This window comes from Janthinobacterium sp. EB271-G4-7A, assembly GCF_020858075.1.
Classification (GTDB): Bacteria; Pseudomonadota; Gammaproteobacteria; order Burkholderiales; family Burkholderiaceae_D; genus Janthinobacterium; species Janthinobacterium lividum.
This window is the reverse complement of the sequence record NZ_JACYMI010000001.1, coordinates 2,477,513-2,498,488: the sequence shown is the minus strand read 5'-3', so window position 1 is coordinate 2,498,488 and position 20,976 is coordinate 2,477,513. Positions and strand designations below refer to the sequence as shown.

Here is a 20,976-nt window from a genome sequence, read left to right as displayed (position 1 = left end):
CAAGCTGAAGCAAAAAAGCCCGTCTTCGCAGGAAGACGGGCTTTTGTTTTATGTGGCACGGTCTGCCGCTAAGCGGAAGCGGCCGTCCCTTCTTTCGGCAGCACATCGGCTTGCCACAGGCTGATGGCATGGCCCGCATACGACTGCAGCAGCACGTCATCGCCCAAGGTCTGCAGCAATTTCTCGCGCTGCTCCGCCTTTTTCTCGGGCGTCATGCCCTGCTCGCCCGTCTTGTATGGCCCCAGCACGGAGACCAGGTCGCGCATCAGCGAATGGTCGGTCGGCGTGGTGACATCCGACTCCACCTTGCCCAGCATAAATTTCGTGATGTGGGTCGACTGGCTGGCCGCCTGTTGCAGGCTGGCCTTGACCAGCTTGCCATCCTTGTAGCCTATTTGCGCATCGCTGCTGGCCGTATCCTCGATCTGGTGATACGTGTAGTTTTGCGACTCCACCCTGTCCGTCAGGCGCAGGGCCACGCCCGGGACCAGCGTTTCGTGGAAACTGGCGCTAAGCTTAGATTGCTGCTGCTGGCGGATCGAGCGGTCATTCTGGCTGGCGCCGGTAATACTGGTCTTTTGCGACAGTTCGTACTGGAATCCATCTTTTTCCGACGAACGCATGGGATTGCTGAATGCCGCCGTTTGCGTGACCGATGCGCTAAAGTCCGGCAAGCCCGTGACCATGGCGCGGTCTGCGGCGGCCAGCTGCCATTTTCCCTGTTCCGGCAGGCCCGTGCTGGCTGGCGACACGGGCGCATTGCTGTGCACGGCCGTAAACGCATCCTTGAACATGGACATCAGCGCGGCGTCGCCGTGGCCGCGCCAGGAAGCCTGATCGATCTGCTTGATGTAGCTGCTCATGGCCTTCGCCTGCCGCTCCTTGCTGCCCAGGGCGTTCAGCTGGCTGGCGTCGACTTTCACGTCCAGCGAGCCCGCCACGCCCGTGAAGCTGACCTTGCGCTGCGTGCTGTCGGCCTGAAAATCCAGGGTTTGCGTGCTTTGCGGCTCGCCGCGCACCAGCACTTCCGCGTGCAGGTTCACCGATCCCAGCACTTCCTGGTCGAATTGCATCAAGCCGGCCAGCCTGACCTTCGGCGTGCCCTGCGCCATGCCGTCGATGGCTTGCTGGAACGCTTCCGACAGGTCGCCCAGAGCCTTGACCTCTGCGTCGCCGAGTTCGCCGCTGGTCGTCATGCGCACGGCCAGGCCGTCATCCTGGCTGTCGAGCGAAAGCTTGACCTCGACGCCGCTTTTGGTGGTGATGCTGAGGCTGACCTTGTCCTGGCCATTGCCATGCAGGCTGGCCGGCGCAATGCCGCCCACCTCGGCGTAAGCGGCGGGCTGCGTGCGCGCCGGCGGCTGCAGCAGCGCTTGCGACACATTGCGCACGCCGCCCTTGAGCTGGTCCAGCAAGGCCGCGCCCAAGCCGCTGAAACGCCCGCCAAACGATGCGTACGGGGCAAAATTTTTCGTCATCTGGTCGCTGACGTCGTCGCGCGACGGGCTTTCCCACACCTTGGGCGATGGCAGCAGGTAGGAGATGGCCGGCATCTCCCCTCCTTCCGCCCCAAAGGCAACGATGGTCGATGGCGTGGACGCCGGCACGGCCGGCGCGTCCGCCCGGCTGGCCGTGACGCCAGACACACGGGACGGGGACGCATTCCAGCTCGGGATCGGGGAGACGGAAGTCATGGTGATGTAGCCTTGTAAAACAAAAACAGATACATGGATAAAATATTGCCCATTTTAATTTTCTGGCAACCCTACATGCGCCCGCAATCCAGCACCGCCACGGATTGAACGTGTTGGCGAGCAATTGCATGGCAATACTGTTTTAACGGCAAGAAACGGCAAAGCATGAGCGTCGGGGAAATGAAACATTTTCATGCCGCTGGCCTCGTCTGCTCCCAACAAGTTCAATCACAGCAGGGAATGTCCATTAAAATGCCACTATGGAACACAAGATTCTGCGCGCGCCGCTGGCCAGCTTTACCGACTTGTTGCTCGATGCCGTGTGCATGGTCGACGTGGAGGGGCGCTTTGTCTTCGTCAGCGCCGCCTGCGAACGCATCTTCGGCTACACGCAGCAGGAAATGATCGGCAAGCGCATGCTCGACATGGTCGCTCCCGCCGACCGCGCCCGTACCCTTGCCGCCGCGCAAGCCATCATGGATGGCCATGCGCAGACGCACTTTGAAAACCGCTACCTGCGCAAGGATGGCAGCCTGGCGCACATCATGTGGTCGGCCCGCTGGTCCGCCGCCGACCAGTTGCGCGTGGCGGTGGCGCGCGACATCACCTTGCTGAAACAAGCGCAGGCCAAGCAGGCGGCGCTGTACGCCATCTCCGAAGCCATGCAGGCGACGCAAGACTTGCCCGCCCTGCTGCACCGTATCCAGCTCATCATCGGCGAACACTTGCCCGCGCGCAGCCTGACCTTGCTGCTGCATGACGAACACGGCATACAGCCTCCCATGACTTCCCATGCCGAGGACAGCACACCCCAGCCAACGTCGTCCCTGGCCAGCCTGCTGTGCGACGAAGTCCTGCGCAGCGGCCGTCCCCTGCGTCTGCAGGCGGGACAACTGGCTGGCCTGCCGGCGGCGCTGCAAACGGCAGCCTGCGCCCTGTCCTCGTGCTGGCTTGCCGTGCCGCTCTATTCCTCCATGGGCAGCATCGGCGCGCTGGCCTTGCAGGGCGGCCAGGATGCCGTCATCGGCACGGAGCAAGACCAGGATTTGCTGCAATTTGTCGCCAAGCAACTTGCCACCGCCATCGAGCGCCGGCAGTTGCAGACGCAAATGCAGTTCATGGCCATGCACGATGAGCTGACCCGCCTGCCGAACCGCCGCCTGTTCCACGACCGCCTGCACACGGCGTTCGCGCGCGCGCACCGCCAGGAAGGCCGGCTGTCGCTGCTGTTCCTGGACCTCGACAACTTCAAGCGCGTCAATGACGACCACGGCCATGCCTGTGGCGACCTGCTGCTGCAAACGGTGGCGAGCCGCCTGCGCGATTGCATGCGCGAAACCGACACCCTGGCCAGGATGGGCGGCGATGAATTCGTCGTGCTTCTGGAAAGCAATACCGCGCCGGTGGATGTCAGCCTGATCGAGCAAAAGATCCATGCGGCCCTGGCCACGCCGCTGCACCTGGGCAACGGACAGCAATTGCAGATCGCCGTCAGCATCGGCGTGGCCCACTATCCGGAAGATGGCGACACCATGCAACTGCTGCTGCGCCACGCGGACCGGGCCATGTATGCCTCGAAGGTGCTGGCGGCCGCCTCGCGCTAGCGGTCGCCTGCTCCTGGCGATAGTGGCCCTATGCTATACTTTTCGGCGATGCTAAGACTCTTCAAAACATGGCTAATCCTGCTGCTGATCATGACGGTGCCGCTGCAAGCGGCCGCCGCGGGCGCGACGCGGCTGTGCGCGCCGCTCGCTGCCTCGCCTGCCACCGCGATGACAGCGGCCTGCCAGCAGCATGCTGCGCAGTCATCCGCCATGCCTGACAGCGCCAGCACGCCAGAAGACAACAAGACCCCTGCCCAGCACCCCGCGTGCGGCGCCTGCGCCGGCTTTTGCCTGGGCGCGCTGATGCCGCCCTCCCTCGCCCTGCCTGCCGCCGCCTGCACCGGCGCGCAACAAGTCACCATCGCCACGGCCACCTTGCTGGCGGGCTTCATTCCCGACGGCCCGCGCCGGCCGCCGCGACCGCTTTCCGCATAAATTCCAAGCTCGTCCCAAGCAGGCCACCAAGGTGGCCACGATAACCTTACTGCGTCTGAAAGCAATACATGATCAAACATTTCTTGGTGCGCGGCGCTTTCGCCGCCATGCTGGGCCTGCCCACGTTCGCCATGGCAGCCCTGCCCGTCATTGAAGTCTACAAGAGCGCCTCCTGCGGCTGCTGTTCCGCATGGATCAAGCACCTGGAAGCGAACGGTTTTACGGTACGCGCGAAAAATGTCGAGATGCCGGCGCAATACCGCAAGCTGGCCGGCATTCCCGACGCGCTCGGTTCCTGCCACACGGGCCTCGTCAACGGCTACGCCATCGAAGGCCATGTGCCGGCCAGCGAGATCAAGCAGTTGCTGCGCGAGAAACCCAAGGCGAAAGGCCTGGCCGTGCCGGCAATGCCCATGGGTTCGCCAGGCATGGAAGGACCGCGCAAGGATGCGTATGACGTCTTGCTGGTCAAGAGCAATGGCAGCACCGAGGTCTACAAGCACTACCAATAACCCTGAGGGGAAATGAAAAACGCCGCCGGAATCGCTTCCGGCGGCGTTTTTTTATCAGGCAGCAGTCAAGGACGGACTGCCTTCATGACTGCATCAGATGCTGTCCAGCACGGCATTCAGGCTGGCGCTAGGACGCATGACCGCTTCTGTCTTCGCCGGATCAGGCAGGTAGTAGCCGCCGATATCCGTTTCCTTGCCTTGTACTGCTTTCAGCTCGGCAACGATCTTTTCTTCGTTGTCCGCCAGGGCTTTGGCTACCGGCGCAAAATGCGCTGCCAGTTCCGCATCGTCCTTCTGCGCTGCCAGGGCTTGCGCCCAGTACATGGCCAGGTAGAAATGGCTGCCGCGGTTGTCCAGCTCGCCGGTACGTGGCGATGGCGACTTGTTGTTGTCCAGCAGCTTGCCGGTGGCTTCGTCCAGGGTTTTCGCGAGGATTTTGGCCTTCGCATTGCCCGTCTTGATGCCCATGTCTTCCAGCGACACGGCCAGGGCCAGGAACTCGCCCAGCGAATCCCAGCGCAGATGGTTTTCTTCCACCAGTTGCTTGACGTGTTTCGGTGCCGAACCGCCTGCGCCCGTTTCGTACATGCCGCCACCGGCCATCAGCGGCACGATCGACAGCATCTTGGCGGAGGTGCCCAGTTCCAGGATCGGGAACAGGTCGGTCAGGTAGTCGCGCAGGATGTTGCCGGTCACCGAGATGGTGTCCAGGCCGCGGAAGGCGCGTTCCAGCGTGTAGCGCATGGCGCGCGTCTGCGACATGATCTGGATGTCCAGTCCCTTGGTGTCGTGATCCTTCAGGTAAACCTGTACCTTCTTGATGACTTCGTTCTCGTGCGGACGGTAGGAATCGAGCCAGAACACGGCAGGCATGCCCGAGTTGCGCGCGCGCGTGACGGCCAGCTTGACCCAGTCGCGGATCGGCGCGTCCTTGACCTGGCACATGCGCCAGATATCGCCCTCTTCCACCGTTTGCGTCAGCAGCACTTCGCCTGTTTCCAGGTCGGTGATGTTGGCGATGCCGCCTTCCGGCACTTCAAAGGTCTTGTCGTGCGAACCGTATTCTTCCGCTTGCTGCGCCATCAGGCCCACGTTCGGCACGGTGCCCATGGTCTTCGGATCGAAGTTGCCATGCCATTTGCAGAAGCCGATCATTTCTTGGTAGATGCGCGCGAAAGTCGATTCCGGCATGACTGCCTTGACGTCTTTCGGACGGCCATCGGCGCCCCACATCTTGCCGCCGATACGGATCATCGCTGGCATCGACGCGTCGACGATGATGTCGTTCGGCGAATGGAAGTTGGTGATGCCCTTGGCCGAATCGACCATGGCCAGTTCCGGACGGTTGGCGTGGCAGGCATGCAAATCTTTCAGCACTTCATCTTTTTGCGACGCTGGCAGGGTTTCGATCTTGTCGTACAGGTTGCTCATGCCATTGTTGACATTCACGCCCAGCTTGTCGAACAGGGCGGCGTGCTTGGCGAACGCGTCCTTGTAGAAGATGCGCACGCAGTGGCCGAAAACGATCGGGTGCGAGACCTTCATCATGGTGGCCTTGACGTGCAGCGAGAACATCACGCCCGTCTTGAAGGCGTCGTCGATTTCTTTCTCGTAGAACTCCAGCAGCGCTTTCTTGCTCATGAACATGCTGTCGATGATTTCGCCTGCTTGCAGGGAAACCTTCGGTTTCAGCACGATGGTCTTGCCCGAGGCCGTGACCAGTTCCATCTTGACGTCGCGGGCCTTTTCCAGGGTCAGCGATTTTTCGCCATGGTAGAAATCGCCATGGTGCATGTGCGAGACGTGCGTTTGCGACGATTGGCTCCACTCGCCCATCGAGTGCGGGTGCTTGCGCGCATATTCTTTGACGGCCTTCGGTGCGCGGCGGTCGGAATTGCCTTCGCGCAGGACCGGGTTGACCGAGCTGCCGATGCACTTGCCGTAGCGGGCTTTCAGGGCCTTGTCTTCGTCCGTCTTCGCATCTTCCGGATAGTCCGGCAGCTTGTAGCCGCGGCCTTGCAATTCGCGCACGCAGGCGATCAGCTGGCCTTGCGAGGCGCTGATGTTCGGCAGTTTGATGATGTTGGTGTCCGGATTCTGGGTCAATTTGCCCAGTTCAGCCAGGGTGTTCGGGACTTTTTGCGCGTCCGTCAGGAATTCTGGAAATTCAGCCAGTACACGTGCCGCCACCGAAATATCGCTGGAAACGACGTCCACGCCAGCCGGCGCGGTGAATTTTTTGATAATTGGCAGCAGGGAATACGTCGCGAGCAGCGGCGCCTCGTCAGTCAGCGTGTAGATGATTTTGGATTTTTGTGTTGCCATGTTCATTCCCTTGTATGCGGTGATGCCTGGTGGTTAACTTTCTTCATTCCAAACACAGGACGGTTAGCCTTGCTTTGGACGGCTAGTGTGCCGGCGGTGACGCCGTGCTTGCCCACCACGTATTTTAGACTGTCCTGCCGCTGTTTGTGTATCCGATGGCGACGAATCTTATATAAGACAGCAAATATCCGGATCTGAAGGCCCAGGATGGCCATTTTCCGTGCGGAAATGCCCTCCAGGCACGCGCGCGGCATGGTCATGAGCGTGGCAGCAATGACTATGCTAATCATTATAAATCGTAATGATTCTCATTTATAATGTCGTGCATGCAATTCCTCCCTACTAACTTCATACACTCGCCCTCGATGCCCATTCCACAGTCCCCACTCCCCCATCCCCGCCTCACCACCCGGCTGATCCTCGCCGGCCTGCTCGTTGCCAGCGTGACGCCGCAGGCGATCGCCCAGGCGGCGGCCGATGCATCCGCCCCGCTCGCCACCGTGCTGGTGAATGGCCAGGCCGAAGCGGATGCCGGCGGACAGATCGCCAAAAGCGCGCGCGCCGGCCTGCTGGGCGAAAAAGACTTGCTCGATACGCCGTTCAGCGTCAACAGCTACACCAGCCAGCGCATGCTCGACCAGCAGGCGCTGACCCTGGCCGAGGTGCTGGGCGGCGACCCGTCCACCCGCTTCACGGGCCAGATCGGCGGCGTCACGGATTCCTTTTTCATCCGCGGCTTTCCCCTCAACGAGGGTAATCTGAGCGAAGTGGCGTTTGACGGCGTGTATGGCGTGTCGCCCAATTACCACCTGTTTACGGAATACCTGCAAAGCGTGGAAGTGCTCAAGGGACCGGCCGCCCTGCTGTACGGCATGTCGCCGAACGGCGGCGTGGGCGGCGTCGTCAACGCCGTGCCGAAACGCTCGCTGCCGCGCGACCTGACGCGCCTGACCGTCGATTACGGCTCGGGTTCGCAGGCTGGCGCGGCCATCGACGTCAGCCGCCGCTTCGGCGAGGAGCGGCGTTTCGGCATCCGCTTCAATGGCTTGCACCGCCAGGGCCACACACCGCTCGACCACCAGACGTCGCGCGCGGAAGTGGCCGCTGTCGCCCTCGATTACCAGGGACAACGGCTGCGCGCCTCGCTTGACCTGATCGAGCAATACCAGTGGATCGACGCGCCCACGCGCCCCTTCCTCGTGGCCGCGCGCCTGCCCGTGCCGGCAGCGCCCGATGGCCGCCGCAATATCGCCCAATCCTGGGGCTGGTGGAAGTCCAACGACCTGGCCACGCTGGGCAAGCTCGAATACGACCTGAACGACAAAGTCACCGTCTTTGCCGATGTGGGCGGCACGCGCTCCGACGTATCGCGCTATTCGGACCAGACGCCGACCATCACCAGCGCGGCCGGCGACATGACGGTCACGCCCATGAACTGGAAATTCCGCGTGCGGCGCGCCAGCGGCGACACGGGCGTGCGCACGCGCTTTCGCACGGGCGGCATCGAACATGCGCTGGTCGTGATGGGCAATGTCTACCGCGACGAATTTGGCAGCGTGAGCAATTCCGGCAAGCTCATCACTTCGAATATCTACCACCCTGTCGCCGTGGCCGACCCCGGCATTCCCGCCCCGGCACGCGCGCCGAAGCTGTCCGCCTCCACCCTCTCCAGCCTGGCCGTGGCCGACACCCTGGACATGCTGGACCAGCGCGTGCAGCTGACCCTGGGCGTGCGCCGCCAGCTGGTCGAAGCGAAAAACTACCATGCGACGACGGGCGCGCTGACCACGCACTACAAGCAGGGCGCCCTGACGCCGCTGGCCGGCATCGTCGTCAAGCCATTGCGCCACGTGTCGCTGTACGCGAACTATATCGAGGGCTTGAGCAAGGGCGATATCGCGCCGAACATCGCCAGCAACGCGGGCCAGGTGTTCGCTCCCTACAAGAGCCGGCAGTATGAAGTGGGCACGAAGGCCGATTTCGGCGTGGTGCTGGCGACCCTGGCCGTGTTCCAGGTGACTAAACCCAGCGGCCAGCTGTATGGCAAGGTCTACAGCATGGACAGCGAGCAGCGCAACCGGGGCCTGGAACTGAACCTGTCGGGCGCCGCCAGCAAGGCCGTGCGCCTGCTCGCCGGCATCACCCTGCTCGACGGGCGCCTGGTGAAAACCAACAACGCCGCCACCATGGGCAAGCGCCCCGTGGGCGTGCCCACGTCCATGGCCAACCTGGGCGGCGAATGGGATGTGCCGTACTGGCCCGGCCTGACTGCCACGGGCGCCGTCAGCTACACGGGCAAGCAGTTTGTCGACCAGACGAATCTGCAGTCGGTGCCGTCATGGACCAAGGTCGACCTGGGCTTGCGCTACCGCACGGCCATCGCCGGCAAGGCGACGACCTTGCGCGCCGGCCTGATGAACGCGTTTAACCGCCATTACTGGGCCGGCGTGGCCTCGTATGGCACCGTTTCGCAATCGGCGCCCCGCACCGTGCAACTGTCGGCTGCCGTGGATTTTTGACGGGCGCCGGCATCCGGCATCGCCCGGCTGGCGCGTGCACTGCGCGCCAGCCGCAAAGTCAGAAACAATAAAAACAGCAAGAAGCAGACCAAGCCACCGCCGAAGGCGCCAGGACCTACTACTGATCCTGGCATCATCGGCAAACGGCGACACTCCCGCAGCGGCTCGATACGCCGCACCACACCGCATTCCAGTCCTCCCTGCCACCGCCCGGCACACGGCCGCCGCCATCGCGCATGCAGCGCTGCGTGAACACAATCGCAACATCGAACGACAACTACATTGATATTTATCAAATTGAGTGCCCGATGCCTGGGCTACTGTCGGTGCCATCTTTGATTTGAAACAGAAACTCTGCTGCCAAGAATCGACCGTACCAGACACAACGCCAGTTCTCGCCAGGCTTTTCACTCCCCAGCCGATAACGCTCGCCAAGTGCGGTAACACCCTGCGTTCCCCCTCCCTTGCCTACACGTGCTGGGGAAACTTTTGCTAGCGATTTTGCGGCTTTTTGATTAATGAACGTTAAAAAGGAATTTCGTATGAGCACGTATTCTGACATTTGCATCGTTGGCGCCGGCATAGGAGGCTTGACTTGCGCCAACAACCTGATCGACGCCGCCGCCGGCAGGAACCTGCGCATCCGCGTATTCGACCTGAATGCCACCGTAGGCGGCCGCATCCAGTCGCGGAAAATAGATGGCGAGGAAATCGCCGAACTCGGCGCCGCCCGCTACTCGCCGCAGCTGCATCCGCATTTCCAGCAACTCATGCAGGGCAGCGGCTTGCCGCATGCGGTCTACCCGTTCACCGAGGTCATCTCCCACGATAGCGTGCTGGAAGAGCTGAAGGCAACGCTGGATGAGCTGAGCCCGATGCTGAAAACGCATCCGAACGACTCCTTCCTCGAGTTCGTCAGCCATTACCTGGGCGCCGCCAAGGCCAGCCACATCATCAAGGCGACCGGCTATGACGCCCTGCTGCTGCCGATGGTGTCGGCGGCCATGGCCTACGACATCATCAAGAAGCACCCGGAAACGCAGCACTTTACGGAAAACGCCGCCAACCAGTGGCACTATGCCACCGACGGCTACCACGAATTGCTGTGCCAGTTGCAGCACCAGGCCCAGGTCGCCGGGGTGGAATTCAGGCTCGAACACCGCTTGCTGTCCGTTGAAAAATCGGGCGCCGACCATGTGCTCGCCTTCAGCCACCATGGCGACACGCAGATGCACCGCACGCGCCATCTGGTGATGGCCATCCCGCCGTCCGCCATGCCGCGCCTGAACCTGGATTTTCCGAACGCCTGGAGTCCGTTCCAGTACGACTCGCTGCCCCTGTTCAAGGGATTCTTCACGTTCGACACAGCCTGGTGGGATGCGCTGGGGCTGACCGACAAGGTGCTGATGGCGGCAAATCCCCTGCGCAAGATCTACTTCAAGAGCGACAAATACGTGCTGTTCTACACCGACAGCAAAAGCGCCACCTACTGGCGGGACAGCCTGGAGCTTGGTGAAGACGTATACCTGGAGCGTGTCCGCAGCCACCTGGAAGAAGTCCTGCCGCTCGATGGCCAGCCGCTGCCGCAGATCAAGGCCCACTTCCACAAGTTCTGGCCGCATGGCGTCGAATTTTGCGTGGAGCCGGAAGCCGACCACCCGGCCATCCTGCTGCACCGGGACGGCATCATCTCTTGCTCGGATGCCTATACCGCGCATTGCGGCTGGATGGAAGGCAGCCTGATCAGCGCCCAGCACGCCAGCGGCCTGTTGCTGCAGCGGCTGGATCAACGGACGGAAGAAGAAGCTGCCAACGATACCTTCATCACTTCCTCGACCGAGCGCGCATGAGCCTACTTGACTTCCCCCGCCTGCATTTTCGGGGTTTTGCCCGCGCCAATGTGCCGACGGGGAATCGCAATACGCACGGCAACATCGATATCGCCACGAATGCGGTATCGATGGCGGGCGAGGCTGTCGACCTGAGCCGGCCGCCAGCCGAATTCCATGCGCACCTGAAACAGCTCGCCCCCCGCTTCAACGCACAGGGCAAGCCCGATCCGGACGGCATCTTCAGCCAGGCGGCAGGCTATAATTTTTGCGGGAACAACCATTTCTCGTGGGAAAACGCGCGGATCACGGGCGTCCAGCTGCGCGATGGCGAGGTCGATGCCCAGGACGCGCTGGTGGGCGCCAAGCTGGGCCTGTGGGGCCACTACAACGAGTACCTGCGCACGACGTTCAACCGCGCCAGGTGGATCGACAACAACCCGGCGCAGCCCGACACCACGCTGATCTACGCGGGCCAGTTCACCTTGAGCGACAAGCTGGCCACGCCCAATACGCCCACGCTGTTCACGGCCGACATCGCGCAGGCGCACTCGGTGCGCTGGCTCGGCAGCGGCCACATCACGGAACGCAGCGGACATTTCCTGGACGAGGAATTCGGGCGCTCAAGGCTGTTCCAGTTTTCCGTGGCCAAGCAGGACCCGCATTTCCTGTTCAATGCGGACCTGCCGCTGCCGGCCAGTATGCATGCCTTGCAGCAAGCCCTGGCCGACGACGAGGTGCTGGGCCTGACGGTGCAATACTGCCTGTTCAATATGTCGACGCCGCAAAAACCCGATTCGCCCGTGTTCTACGACCTGGCCGGCAGCATCGGCCTGTGGCGGCGCGACGAGCTGGCCACCTATCCGGCCGGCCGTCTGCTGCAGCCGCGCCAGGGCAGCCTGGGGCCGGTGCTGGTGAAAGTGCATGCGGACCGCGTCTCGTTCAACATGCCGACCGCCATCCCCTTCACCACGCGCGACGCGGGCGCCGTCTCGGAACAGCATCCCACGCATGCCCTGGGCGGCAAGCAGGCGCTGGGCGACCTGCTGCTGCATGACGGCGCCGGCACCGTTCTGGCGCGGATTCCCGAGCAGCTGTACCGCGACTACTGGCGCCATCACGGCGTCTTCGACGTGCCGCTGCAGCACGCTGGCGCGGCGCCAGGCTCGCTCAGCCTGGGCAGCGCGCAGGCGCAGTGGGACGAAGCCGACTGGGTGCTGCAATCGGACAGCAACCAGCTGTACCTGGAAGCGCCAAACCGGAACAAGCACGAGCAATTTCCGCAGACCATTACCGTGCAAAGCCGCTTCCGCGGCGAGCTGGCGGCGCCCCCGTCCTTGGCGGAGGCGGAAGACGGCGTGCTGCTGGCCGTGGAGCAGCAACCGTCGCCGCTCGGGCACGGCTACACGGCGCTGACGCTGACGGGGCGCAAGCCGGGCGCGACCCGCATCGTGCTGGGCACAGGCAAGGCAAAGCAATACCTCGGCGTGCGCGTGCTGCCCGACGACTGGGACCTCGACGACGTGCCGGCCGAACAGGTCGACTACGCCTTCCTCTACCGGCATGTGATGAGCTACTACGAGCTCGTGTATCCCTTCATGTCGGACAAGGTCTTCAGCCTGGCGGACCAGTGCAAGTGCGAAACGTATTCGCGCCTGATGTGGCAGATGTGCGATCCGCAGAACCGCGACAAGAGCTACTACATGCCCAGCACCCGCGAACTGTCGCTGCCAAAGTCGCGCCTGTTCCTGAAATACCTGACGCAGGTCGAGGCGGCAGCCGCGGCCAAGGCGGCGGCACCGGAACCGGCCACGCCGCATGCCATCGGCGGCAAGGCGGAGTTGATCGACGAGCTGAAAAAAGCCATCGATCTGGAACTGTCGCTGATGCTGCAATACCTGTATGCCGCGTATTCGATTCCCAATTATGCGCAGGGGGCGGCGCTGGTGCAGTCCGGCCGCTGGCTGCCGGCCGAGCTGGAGCTGGCCTGCGGCGCCGAAGACCGGCGCCGCAACAGCGGCACGCGCGGCGCGCTGCTGGAAATCGCCCATGAAGAAATGATTCACTACTTATTGGTGAACAATGTATTGATGGCGCTTGGCGAACCGTTTTACAGCGGTACCCCGCTGCTGGGCCAGCAGGCGCGCCAGCGTTTCGGCCTGGACACGGAATTTGCGTTCGAACCATTTTCCGAACACGTGCTGGCCCGCTTCGTGCGTTTCGAATGGCCCGACTACATTCCCACGCCGGGCAAATCCATCGCCACCTTCTATATCGCGATCCGCCAGGCCCTGGCCGAGCTGCCCGGCCTGTTCGAAAGCGGCGGCGGCAAGCGCGGCGGCGAGCACCACCTGTTCCTGAAAGAACTGACCAACCGCGCCTATCCCGGCTACCAGCTGGAAGTATCCGACCGCGACAGCGCGTTGTTCGCCATCGATTTCGTCACGGAACAGGGCGAAGGCGTGGCCGTCGATTCGCCGCATTTCGCCTCCTCGCACTTCCAGCGGCTGCGCGCCATCGCCGGCAGGTTTTCGGCCTGCGACAAGCCGTTCGAACCGGCGCTGCCGGCGCTGAAGAATCCCGTGCTGGAAGCGCGCGCGGACTGCAGCGTGGTGACCGATCAGAAGGCGCGCGCGCTGATGCAGCTGTATCAGGGCTGCTATGAACTGACCTTCCTGATGATGGCGCACCATTTTGCGCAGCAGCCGCTGGGCAGCCTGCGCCGCTCGCGCCTGATGAACGCCTCCATCGACATCATGACCGGCCTGTTGCGCCCCCTGTCGGCGGCCCTGATGAACATGCCGTCCGGCCTGCCTGGCCGCCATGCTGGACCGCCCGTGCCCGAGCCGGTCAGCAGCCGGGTCAGCAGCGACTACAGCCTGGGCTGCGACATGCTGGCGCAGAAATGCCTGGCGCTGGCGCAGTACGCGCGCAGCCTGGAGAGCGATGCCATCGGCATGGCGCCGATAGAAATGTTGGAGTTTTTTAATCAGCAACTTACCGATTTATCTCGGGGAAAGATGTCAAGAGAGGCTTGAAATGCATAAAATCATTATCGTCGGCGGAGGCCTGGCAGGCAGCCTCAGCGCCATTTATCTGGCGCAACGGGGGCACGATGTCCACGTTGTCGAAAAGCGCGGCGATCCGCTGCTGGAGAATGCCGCAAACGCCGACCCCGTCAACTCGCGCGCCATCGGCGTGAGCATGACGGTACGCGGCATCAAGGCCGTCCTGGCCGCCGGCATCAGCAAGCAGGAGCTCGACCAGTGCGGCGAACCCATCGTCGGCATGGCATTCAGCGTGGGCGGCCGGCACCGGATACGCGAGCTGACCCCGCTCGAAGGCCTGTTCCCCCTGTCGCTGGACCGCACCGCCTTCCAGCGCCTGCTGAACCGGCATGCCGCCCTGCACGAGGTGAAGTATTACTTTGAGCATAAATGCCTGGATGTCGACCTGGAAAGAAAGATCGTGCTGATCCAGGGCCCGGACGGCGCCTTGCAGAAGCTGCATGGCGACCTGGTCATTGGCGCCGACGGCGCCCACTCTGCCGTGCGGCGCGCCATGCAAAGCGGCATGCGCCGTTTCGAGTTCAGGCAAAGTTACTTCCGCCACGGCTACAAGACGCTGGTGTTGCCGAACGCGGCGGATCTGGGTTTCAGGAAGGATTTGCTGTACTTCTTCGGCATGGATTCCAAGGGACTGTTTGCCGGCCGCGCGGCCACCATCCCGGACGGCAGCATCAGCTTTGCCCTGTGCCTGCCCTACACCGGCACGCCCAGCCTGGGCACGCTCAACCGCGAAGCCATGGCCGACTTCTTCAGCCGCTACTTCGGCACCCTGCCGCCGGACCGTCGCAAGGAAATGCTGGACCAGTTCATGGCGCTGCCCAGCAACGACCTCATCAATGTCCGTTCCAGCACCTTCCACTACAAGGCCAATATCCTGCTGATCGGCGATGCGGCGCATGCCACCGCCCCGTTCCTCGGACAAGGCATGAACATGGCGCTGGAAGACGTTCACGTCTTCGTTTCCCTGCTGGAAAAGCACGGCAATGCCCTGGGCCCTGCCCTGTCCGAATTCACGCAGCAGCGCAAGGTGCAGGCGGACGCCATGCAGGACATGGCGATCGCCAACTATGAGGCGCTGAGCAATCCGAACCTGATTTTCTTCCTGCAGACGCGCTACACGCGCTACATGCACAAGAAATTCCCCCGTGTTTATCCGCCAGACATGGCGGAGAAACTGTACTTCACATCGGTTCCTTACGATGAATTGCAGCAAATCCAGAAGAAACAAAACGTTTGGTACAAACTTGGAAGGGTAAATTAATGAAAATTCTCGTCATCGGCGCAGGCCCCGCAGGACTGCTCTTTGCCAGTCAAATGAAACAGGCCCAGCCCAGCTGGGATATCAGCATTACGGAAAAAAACACCCCGGAAGAAGTGCTGGGCTGGGGCGTGGTGCTGCCGGGGCGGCCGCCGCGCCATCCCGCCAATCCGCTCTCCTACCTGGAGCAGCCTGAACGGCTCAATCCGCAGTTCCTGGAAGAATTCAAGCTCGTGCATCACGACCAGCCCAACCTGATGAGCACCGGCGTTACCCTGTGCGGCGTCGGACGCCAGGCCCTGGTGCAGGCACTGCGCGCCAAGTGCGTGGCGGCCGGCATCGCCATCCGTTACGAAACGCCGCCGGCGGACAAGGCGCAGCTGGAAGCCGAGTACGACCTGGTGGTGGTATCGAATGGCGTCAATTACAAATCGCTGGAATTGCCGCCAGCACTGGCGCCGCACATCGATTTCGGCCGCAACAAATACATCTGGTACGGCACCACCCAGCTGTTCGACCAGATGAACCTGGTGTTCCGCAGCAATGAGCACGGCATTTTCATCGGCCATGCCTACAAATACTCGGACACGATGAGCACCTTTATCGTCGAATGCAGCGAAGAGACCTACGCCAAGGCCGGGCTGGAGGCGCTGTCCGAGCGCGATGCCGCCGCGTACATCGCCAAAACGTTCAAGGCCGAACTCGGCGAGCATGGACTGCAGAGCCAACCGGGCCAGGGCTGGCGCAACTTCATGACCCTCAGCCACGACCAGGCCTGCGACGGCAAGTTCGTCCTGCTCGGCGATGCGCTGCAATCGGGGCATTTTTCCATCGGCCATGGCACCACCATGGCGGTGGTGGTCGCCCTGCTGCTGGTCAAAATCCTCAATACCGAAGACGGCAAGGCCGCCGCACTGGACAGTTTCAATGCGCGTGCCGTGCCCCTGGTGCAATTGTTCAAGGAGCACGCCAACAGCAGCCGCCTGTGGTTTGAAAGCGTGGGCGAACGTATCGAACTGAGCAATGAAGAGCTGACCGCCAGCTTCGACGCCCGCCGCAAGGACTTGCCGTCGCTACAAGAAGCGCTGATGGCCAGCCTCGGCTACGCGCTGGGCCGCTAAGGGAGATACCATGCCGACACACGTCTCCCCGCCGCTGCTGCCGATGCAATGGAGCAGCGCCTATGTTTCCTACTGGACGCCGATGCAGGCGGATGACCAGGTCACCTCCGGCTATTGCTGGTTCGACTATGCGCGCAATATCTGCCGCATCGACGGCCTGTTCAACCCCTGGTCGGAAAAGGAACATGGACACCTGCTGTGGATGTCGGAAATCGGCGACGCCAGGCGCGAACAAAGCCGCAAGCAGAAAGTGGCCTACGCAAGGCAAGCGGAGGCGGCTGGCGAGCAGCTGCAGGGCACGGCGCTGGCCGATGAGGTGACCCCGTTCCATGAGCTGTTCCTGCCGCAGGCGGTGCTGCTGGACGGCGGTGCCCGTCACGACGGCCGCCACACCGTGCTGGGCCGGGAGGCGGACGCCTGGGTAGTCGAGCGGGCGGGCAAGCCGCCATCGCTCTTTTACCTGGAGGCCGGTGGCAACCGCCTGCTGCGCATGGTCACCGGCAATGACCCGCAGCACCTGTCGGTACGCGACTTTCCCAACCTGTTTGTCGGCGACATTCCGGACAGCGTCTTTACGTCTTGCAACACCTGACCGGGCCGTGGCGCGCGCAAGGGCCGCATGCGGCCGGAGCGCGCGCCACGCCTGGCAAGTGTTTTTGTTATTACTCTCGAAGGATATTGATATGCCGCTGGTTGTTTACATTTTGGGGTTGACGATCTTTTCGTTAACGACATCCGAATTCATGGTGGCGGGTATGATGCCGTCGCTGGCCCTGGCCATGGACGAACCGGTGACACGGATCGGCTATCTGATCTCGCTCTACGCCATGGGCATGGTCATCGGCGGACCGCTGAGCACCATTGTCCTGCTCAAGCTGCGCGTACCGAACAAGAAGGGACTGCTGTGGCTGCTTGGCTTTTATGTCCTTGCCCAATCCGTTGCCGCGTCCGCCACCAGCTATGACATCCTGGCCATCGCGCGGGTGGTCACGGGCGTGGCCGCCGCCACCTGCTTTGGCCTGTCCCTGGCGATCTGTGCCGAAATCGTCGCTCCCAACGCGCGCGGACGCGCCGCCGCCGTCGTGATCGGCGGCCTCATGCTCGCTTCGGTGGTGGGCGTGCCGGTCGCCACGCTCATCGACCAGCACCTGGGGTGGCGCGCCAGCTTCTGGCTGGTGGTGCTGCTGGCGCTATTGTGCCTGGCGCTCATCACCATGCTGGTGCCGCGCGCCAAGCCATCCGAAGTCGTCAGCCTCGGCAATGAACTGGGGGAGTTCCGCAACCGCCACCTGTGGGCAGCGTACGCCAGCAGCGGCCTCATCATCGGCGCGATTTTCGCGGCGTTCAGCTATTTCGCGACCATCCTGACGGAAATTACCGGTTTTCCAGCATCTTCAATCCCCTGGCTGCTGGGCATCTACGGCGTCGCCAACGTGGTGGGCAATGGCGTGGTCGGCCGTTATGCGGACCGCTACACCACCGTCATCATGGTGTGGGGCATGGTCATCCTGAGCATCAGCCTGGCGCTGTTCGCCGTCTTTGCGCACGACAAAACCATCAGCGTCGCCTTGCTGGTCGTCACGGGCCTGGTCGGCATGTCGATGAATCCCGCCATCATCGCCCGCGTGATGAAAACGGCCCATCCGGGGCCGCTGGTCAACACGGTGCACACGTCCGTCATCAACATCGGCCTGGGCGCCGGTTCCTGGCTCGGCGGCCTCGGCATCGCCGCCGGCTACGGCTTGCGCTCCCCGCTGTGGGTCGGTGTCGCACTGGCCGTGCTTGGCCTCATCAGCTTGCTGCCCTACCTCGGGCACAGGTCGCGCGATTCGGTGTTGTCGCATTAGCGGCTGACGGGCGGCTGGCATTGCCAACCGCCCGTCAGCCCAGCCCCGATGCGGAACGCCTTGTTTCCATCGCGGGATGCTGCTGCGTCATCGTTTCGTTCCTGAGCGGACGGCAACCTGTCTTGACGGCCACGCCCAATCCCGGCAAGATCATGCCGCTGGCGGACAAGCTGCCGGCAACAGCTACCCTCTAGCACTGGAGCGACCACCATTGGGCCAGGAATATTCCACGGCGATGCGCGACCTGCTTGCCGCGCGTGACATCAGGCATGCCCGCACGCCCCCCGTCAGCGGGCTGACGCGGCAGCATTTCAGCGTCGCCAGCGAGCACAAGGAACTGCAGCTGCTGGCCTGGCGCGATTATCTGGGCCGGTTTCTTGACTTGCAGGTACGGCGCCAGCAGTTGGACAATGGATTTCACGCAGAACTCGACACTTACCTGCTGCCGGACATGGCGTATCTGGATAGCCGCACGGATGCGGTGACCCAGCTACGCAGCAATCAGCGCATCTCTACCGACAGCATGCGCGATTTCGTCTTTCACATCGCCGTGCAGGGCATTATCGAGACCAGCACGGCACGCCCCAGCGCTAAAGCGCTGCAATACACGCCAGGCATACTGGCCCTGGACATGAATCAGCCCATGAGCATGGCGCGGCCGACGCGGGCGCATGTACTGGCCTTCTTCCTGCCCCGTGCCGCGGTCAGCGCGCACCTGCCCGATGCCGATGCCATCCACGGCCGCATCGTCGGCTATACCACGCCGCTGACGCGCATGCTGCCGGGTTACCTGAAGATCCTGTGCCAGCGCCTGCCAGCGCTGCCGGCAGACCAGCAAGAGCAGACGATACGCACCTGCGCCCGCCTGATCATTGCAGCATTTGCCAAGCAGCAGCGCCTGGAAGAGCATGGGCGCGCTGCCGCCCGCGCTGCGCTGCAGGGACAGATCGAACACTATATCCAGGCGAACCTGCACGAGGAACACCTGACGCCGGACGGCGTGATGCGGGCATTCCCCGTCGCCCGATCGACCATCTACCGCCTGTTTGAATCCCAGGGAGGCCTGGCCGCCTACATCCGCCATTGCCGCCTGCGCGACGCGGCACATGAACTGACCAGCATGCGCCATCTTGCCGTGACGCAGATCGGACTGGGACTGGGATTCAACAGCGCCTCCGATTTCTCACGCGCATTCAGCCGCGCGTATGGCATGTCGCCGCGCGACTACCGTGAACAGTTCGGAATGATATTTCCTCAAAATAATATTTTGAAAAAGTGAAACAGGGTGTCAAGTCGGCGTGAACCAGGGAGGGAGAATCAAGCTCCCTACACGCCCGCGACAGTTGCGGGGCCGGTTCCTACTCTCGACGGAGTTCAGCGCCCATGCTTAACGACAACAACGATGCCAGCGACGCCACCCTCGCTCTGGCGCCATACAATGAAAAGGCGAACGCCGCCATCGTCAAGGCGGTACGCGCCAGTGACTGGACAAGGACGGCGGTGCGCTACGGTGAAATTTGCTTGACTTTAGGCAAGCCGGAGGAGTTCACCGAAGTCTGGAGCCAACTGGACCTGAGCAAGTTCCCCCCCGATCTGAATAACATGCCGTGGATCGGCCTTTACCAGTTCACGGGCAGCGGGCAGCGCGATGCGAATTGCCTGCCTGTCGGCGATATTGCGGTATCCACCAGACTGGCTCCGCCGTATCAGCCGCCCCGGGCGTCTCCCATGTTTTACCTGTCACCGTGCCCGGAAGCAACGCCGTCCGCCCTCGGTCCCGCATTGGCGCATCCGACGGGGTTCCGTTTTCTGGTCAATGACAGGGGCTCCAAAAACCCCAGGGACATCTGCTACTGGCAACCCATTGCGCCGGATGGCTATTACGCGCTTGGCATCTGCTTTAACCCCAGGGAGCCGGACATAAGCAAGTATTGGTGCGTAAGAAAAGACCTGTGTATGTCCGTCGACAAGATCCGGGTATGGCAGGAACACGGATGGCAAGGCAGCGGCAGCGTGGAAGCGCCGAAGGCACGGCCGGACAAATGGAAGGATGTTCAGGATGGATACGTCCTGTTGTCGCCGCTGGCGTATACCTATGGCAGCTTGCCGGCATTTTACCTGCGCCTGCCCATGGCCTGCCTCGACGTGGAGCCATTTGATTTTCCCGCCCCGCAAAAGCCGGAGCTGGACCCGGCAATTGTGGTCAACCACAAGCTGAAGGCCGGCTTGAGCCCTGTCGTGATCGTGCCGTTTACCGCCATCCCCGGTGATGCCAGCAACGTACCCGACCAGCCTTACACGTCGCCCTTCTACTTCATCGCCGCCCAGCCTTACTATTTTTGCTACAACGTTTTATCGCCGACCGGGGGCGGCACCACGACGACAACCTACCGCGTGGGCGTGACGAAAGAAGAATCCACGACCTTCGAGCGGTCGACGTCGATCACCACGAATGTCGAGGTCGGTGCCGTGTTCGAAGGTCCCAGCGCCTCGGCATCCCTCTCCATGACCAACACGTTTTCATTGACGCAGCTGAGCGGCCGCACGGAAGAGACCAGCGTCGAATACTCGGAACAGCTGATCTTCAAGGAGACAGCGCGTGTATGGCAATGGCAATTGCTGACCGACCTGGTGGTGACGCGCTCGGATGGGACACAGATCAGGCCGATCGCCTACCGGAATCAGGACCGGACCAACATTCCCCCACCGGACAAGGCGAGCCCGCCGGAAGCCATGAAAAATTGAATCGCCTTTCTTTCCCAGC

General features: G+C 62.4%; 15 protein-coding genes. 13 read left to right on the top strand and 2 right to left on the bottom strand.

The genetic code is table 11. The annotated features are described in order from the left end of the window. Positions 1-68 precede the first annotated feature (68 nt). Positions 69-1,694 (bottom strand): hypothetical protein, encoded by a 1,626-nt coding sequence (locus IGS58_RS11245; protein ID WP_174718102.1) that lies wholly within the window; start codon positions 1,692-1,694, stop codon positions 69-71. Between the two features lie 260 nt (positions 1,695-1,954). On the opposite strand from IGS58_RS11245, the gene IGS58_RS11240 reads away from it, so the two are divergent. The 3 genes from IGS58_RS11240 (at position 1,955) to IGS58_RS11230 (ending at position 4,245) form a co-directional block, all read left to right on the top strand. After that, on the top strand, positions 1,955-3,298 hold the full coding sequence (locus tag IGS58_RS11240; RefSeq protein ID WP_230521399.1) for a sensor domain-containing protein: 1,344 nt from the start codon (positions 1,955-1,957) through the stop codon (positions 3,296-3,298). A 90-nt stretch (positions 3,299-3,388) separates the two neighbouring features. Next, positions 3,389-3,733, top strand: a complete 345-nt coding sequence (locus IGS58_RS11235; protein ID WP_230521398.1) for a hypothetical protein — start codon at positions 3,389-3,391, stop codon at positions 3,731-3,733. A 68-nt stretch (positions 3,734-3,801) separates the two neighbouring features. After that, complete coding sequence (locus IGS58_RS11230; RefSeq protein WP_034786439.1) at positions 3,802-4,245, top strand: DUF411 domain-containing protein; 444 nt, start codon at positions 3,802-3,804, stop codon at positions 4,243-4,245. 93 nt (positions 4,246-4,338) lie between these two features. On the opposite strand, the gene IGS58_RS11225 is transcribed toward IGS58_RS11230, so the two are convergent. After that, positions 4,339-6,570 carry an NADP-dependent isocitrate dehydrogenase gene (locus IGS58_RS11225; protein WP_034786464.1) on the bottom strand — a complete coding sequence of 744 codons (2,232 nt, stop codon included), beginning with the start codon at positions 6,568-6,570 and terminating at the stop codon, positions 4,339-4,341. 365 nt (positions 6,571-6,935) lie between these two features. On the opposite strand from IGS58_RS11225, the gene IGS58_RS11220 reads away from it, so the two are divergent. The 10 genes from IGS58_RS11220 (at position 6,936) to IGS58_RS11175 (ending at position 20,957) form a co-directional block, all read left to right on the top strand. Continuing rightward, positions 6,936-9,089, top strand: coding sequence for a TonB-dependent receptor (locus tag IGS58_RS11220; RefSeq protein ID WP_230521397.1), 2,154 nt, complete (start codon positions 6,936-6,938; stop codon positions 9,087-9,089). 542 nt (positions 9,090-9,631) lie between these two features. Next, positions 9,632-10,939 (top strand): FAD-dependent oxidoreductase, encoded by a 1,308-nt coding sequence (locus IGS58_RS11215; protein WP_230521396.1) that lies wholly within the window; start codon positions 9,632-9,634, stop codon positions 10,937-10,939. After that, positions 10,936-13,956 carry an iminophenyl-pyruvate dimer synthase VioB gene (gene vioB, locus IGS58_RS11210; RefSeq protein ID WP_230521395.1) on the top strand — a complete coding sequence of 1,007 codons (3,021 nt, stop codon included), beginning with the start codon at positions 10,936-10,938 and terminating at the stop codon, positions 13,954-13,956. The genes IGS58_RS11215 and vioB overlap by 4 nt, the downstream gene beginning before the upstream one ends. A 1-nt stretch (position 13,957) precedes the next feature. After that, the gene (locus tag IGS58_RS11205; RefSeq protein WP_070256920.1) at positions 13,958-15,247 is read left to right on the top strand and encodes an FAD-dependent oxidoreductase; all 1,290 of its coding nucleotides are present in this window, start codon (positions 13,958-13,960) and stop codon (positions 15,245-15,247) included. Beyond that, positions 15,247-16,365 carry a tryptophan hydroxylase gene (locus IGS58_RS11200; RefSeq protein ID WP_230521394.1) on the top strand — a complete coding sequence of 373 codons (1,119 nt, stop codon included), beginning with the start codon at positions 15,247-15,249 and terminating at the stop codon, positions 16,363-16,365. The genes IGS58_RS11205 and IGS58_RS11200 overlap by 1 nt, the downstream gene beginning before the upstream one ends. A gap of 10 nt (positions 16,366-16,375) precedes the next feature. Continuing rightward, positions 16,376-16,957, top strand: coding sequence for a violacein biosynthesis enzyme VioE (gene vioE / locus IGS58_RS11195; protein WP_211550034.1), 582 nt, complete (start codon positions 16,376-16,378; stop codon positions 16,955-16,957). A gap of 91 nt (positions 16,958-17,048) precedes the next feature. Then, positions 17,049-18,212, top strand: a complete 1,164-nt coding sequence (locus tag IGS58_RS11190) for an MFS transporter (protein WP_442908362.1) — start codon at positions 17,049-17,051, stop codon at positions 18,210-18,212. Positions 18,213-18,232: 20 nt separating this feature from the next. Continuing rightward, positions 18,233-18,406, top strand: coding sequence for a hypothetical protein (locus tag IGS58_RS11185; RefSeq protein ID WP_167468667.1), 174 nt, complete (start codon positions 18,233-18,235; stop codon positions 18,404-18,406). Between the two features lie 41 nt (positions 18,407-18,447). Further along, positions 18,448-19,491 carry a helix-turn-helix domain-containing protein gene (locus tag IGS58_RS11180; RefSeq protein WP_230521392.1) on the top strand — a complete coding sequence of 348 codons (1,044 nt, stop codon included), beginning with the start codon at positions 18,448-18,450 and terminating at the stop codon, positions 19,489-19,491. A gap of 104 nt (positions 19,492-19,595) precedes the next feature. Further along, on the top strand, positions 19,596-20,957 hold the full coding sequence (locus tag IGS58_RS11175; protein WP_071653683.1) for a Vps62-related protein: 1,362 nt from the start codon (positions 19,596-19,598) through the stop codon (positions 20,955-20,957). Positions 20,958-20,976: the final 19 nt, after the last annotated feature.

Coding starts and splice junctions, on each gene's coding strand:
- vioE (WP_211550034.1), top strand. CDS start 16,376: ATGCCGACACACGTCTCCCCGCCGCTGCTGCCGATGCAATGGAGCAGC.
- IGS58_RS11180 (WP_230521392.1), top strand. CDS start 18,448: ATGCGCGACCTGCTTGCCGCGCGTGACATCAGGCATGCCCGCACGCCC.
- IGS58_RS11190 (WP_442908362.1), top strand. CDS start 17,049: ATGCCGCTGGTTGTTTACATTTTGGGGTTGACGATCTTTTCGTTAACG.
- IGS58_RS11230 (WP_034786439.1), top strand. CDS start 3,802: ATGATCAAACATTTCTTGGTGCGCGGCGCTTTCGCCGCCATGCTGGGC.
- IGS58_RS11235 (WP_230521398.1), top strand. CDS start 3,389: ATGACGGTGCCGCTGCAAGCGGCCGCCGCGGGCGCGACGCGGCTGTGC.
- vioB (WP_230521395.1), top strand. CDS start 10,936: ATGAGCCTACTTGACTTCCCCCGCCTGCATTTTCGGGGTTTTGCCCGC.
- IGS58_RS11245 (WP_174718102.1), bottom strand. CDS start 1,694: ATGACTTCCGTCTCCCCGATCCCGAGCTGGAATGCGTCCCCGTCCCGT.
- IGS58_RS11205 (WP_070256920.1), top strand. CDS start 13,958: ATGCATAAAATCATTATCGTCGGCGGAGGCCTGGCAGGCAGCCTCAGC.
- IGS58_RS11225 (WP_034786464.1), bottom strand. CDS start 6,570: ATGGCAACACAAAAATCCAAAATCATCTACACGCTGACTGACGAGGCG.
- IGS58_RS11240 (WP_230521399.1), top strand. CDS start 1,955: ATGGAACACAAGATTCTGCGCGCGCCGCTGGCCAGCTTTACCGACTTG.
- IGS58_RS11200 (WP_230521394.1), top strand. CDS start 15,247: ATGAAAATTCTCGTCATCGGCGCAGGCCCCGCAGGACTGCTCTTTGCC.
- IGS58_RS11220 (WP_230521397.1), top strand. CDS start 6,936: ATGCCCATTCCACAGTCCCCACTCCCCCATCCCCGCCTCACCACCCGG.
- IGS58_RS11175 (WP_071653683.1), top strand. CDS start 19,596: ATGCTTAACGACAACAACGATGCCAGCGACGCCACCCTCGCTCTGGCG.
- IGS58_RS11215 (WP_230521396.1), top strand. CDS start 9,632: ATGAGCACGTATTCTGACATTTGCATCGTTGGCGCCGGCATAGGAGGC.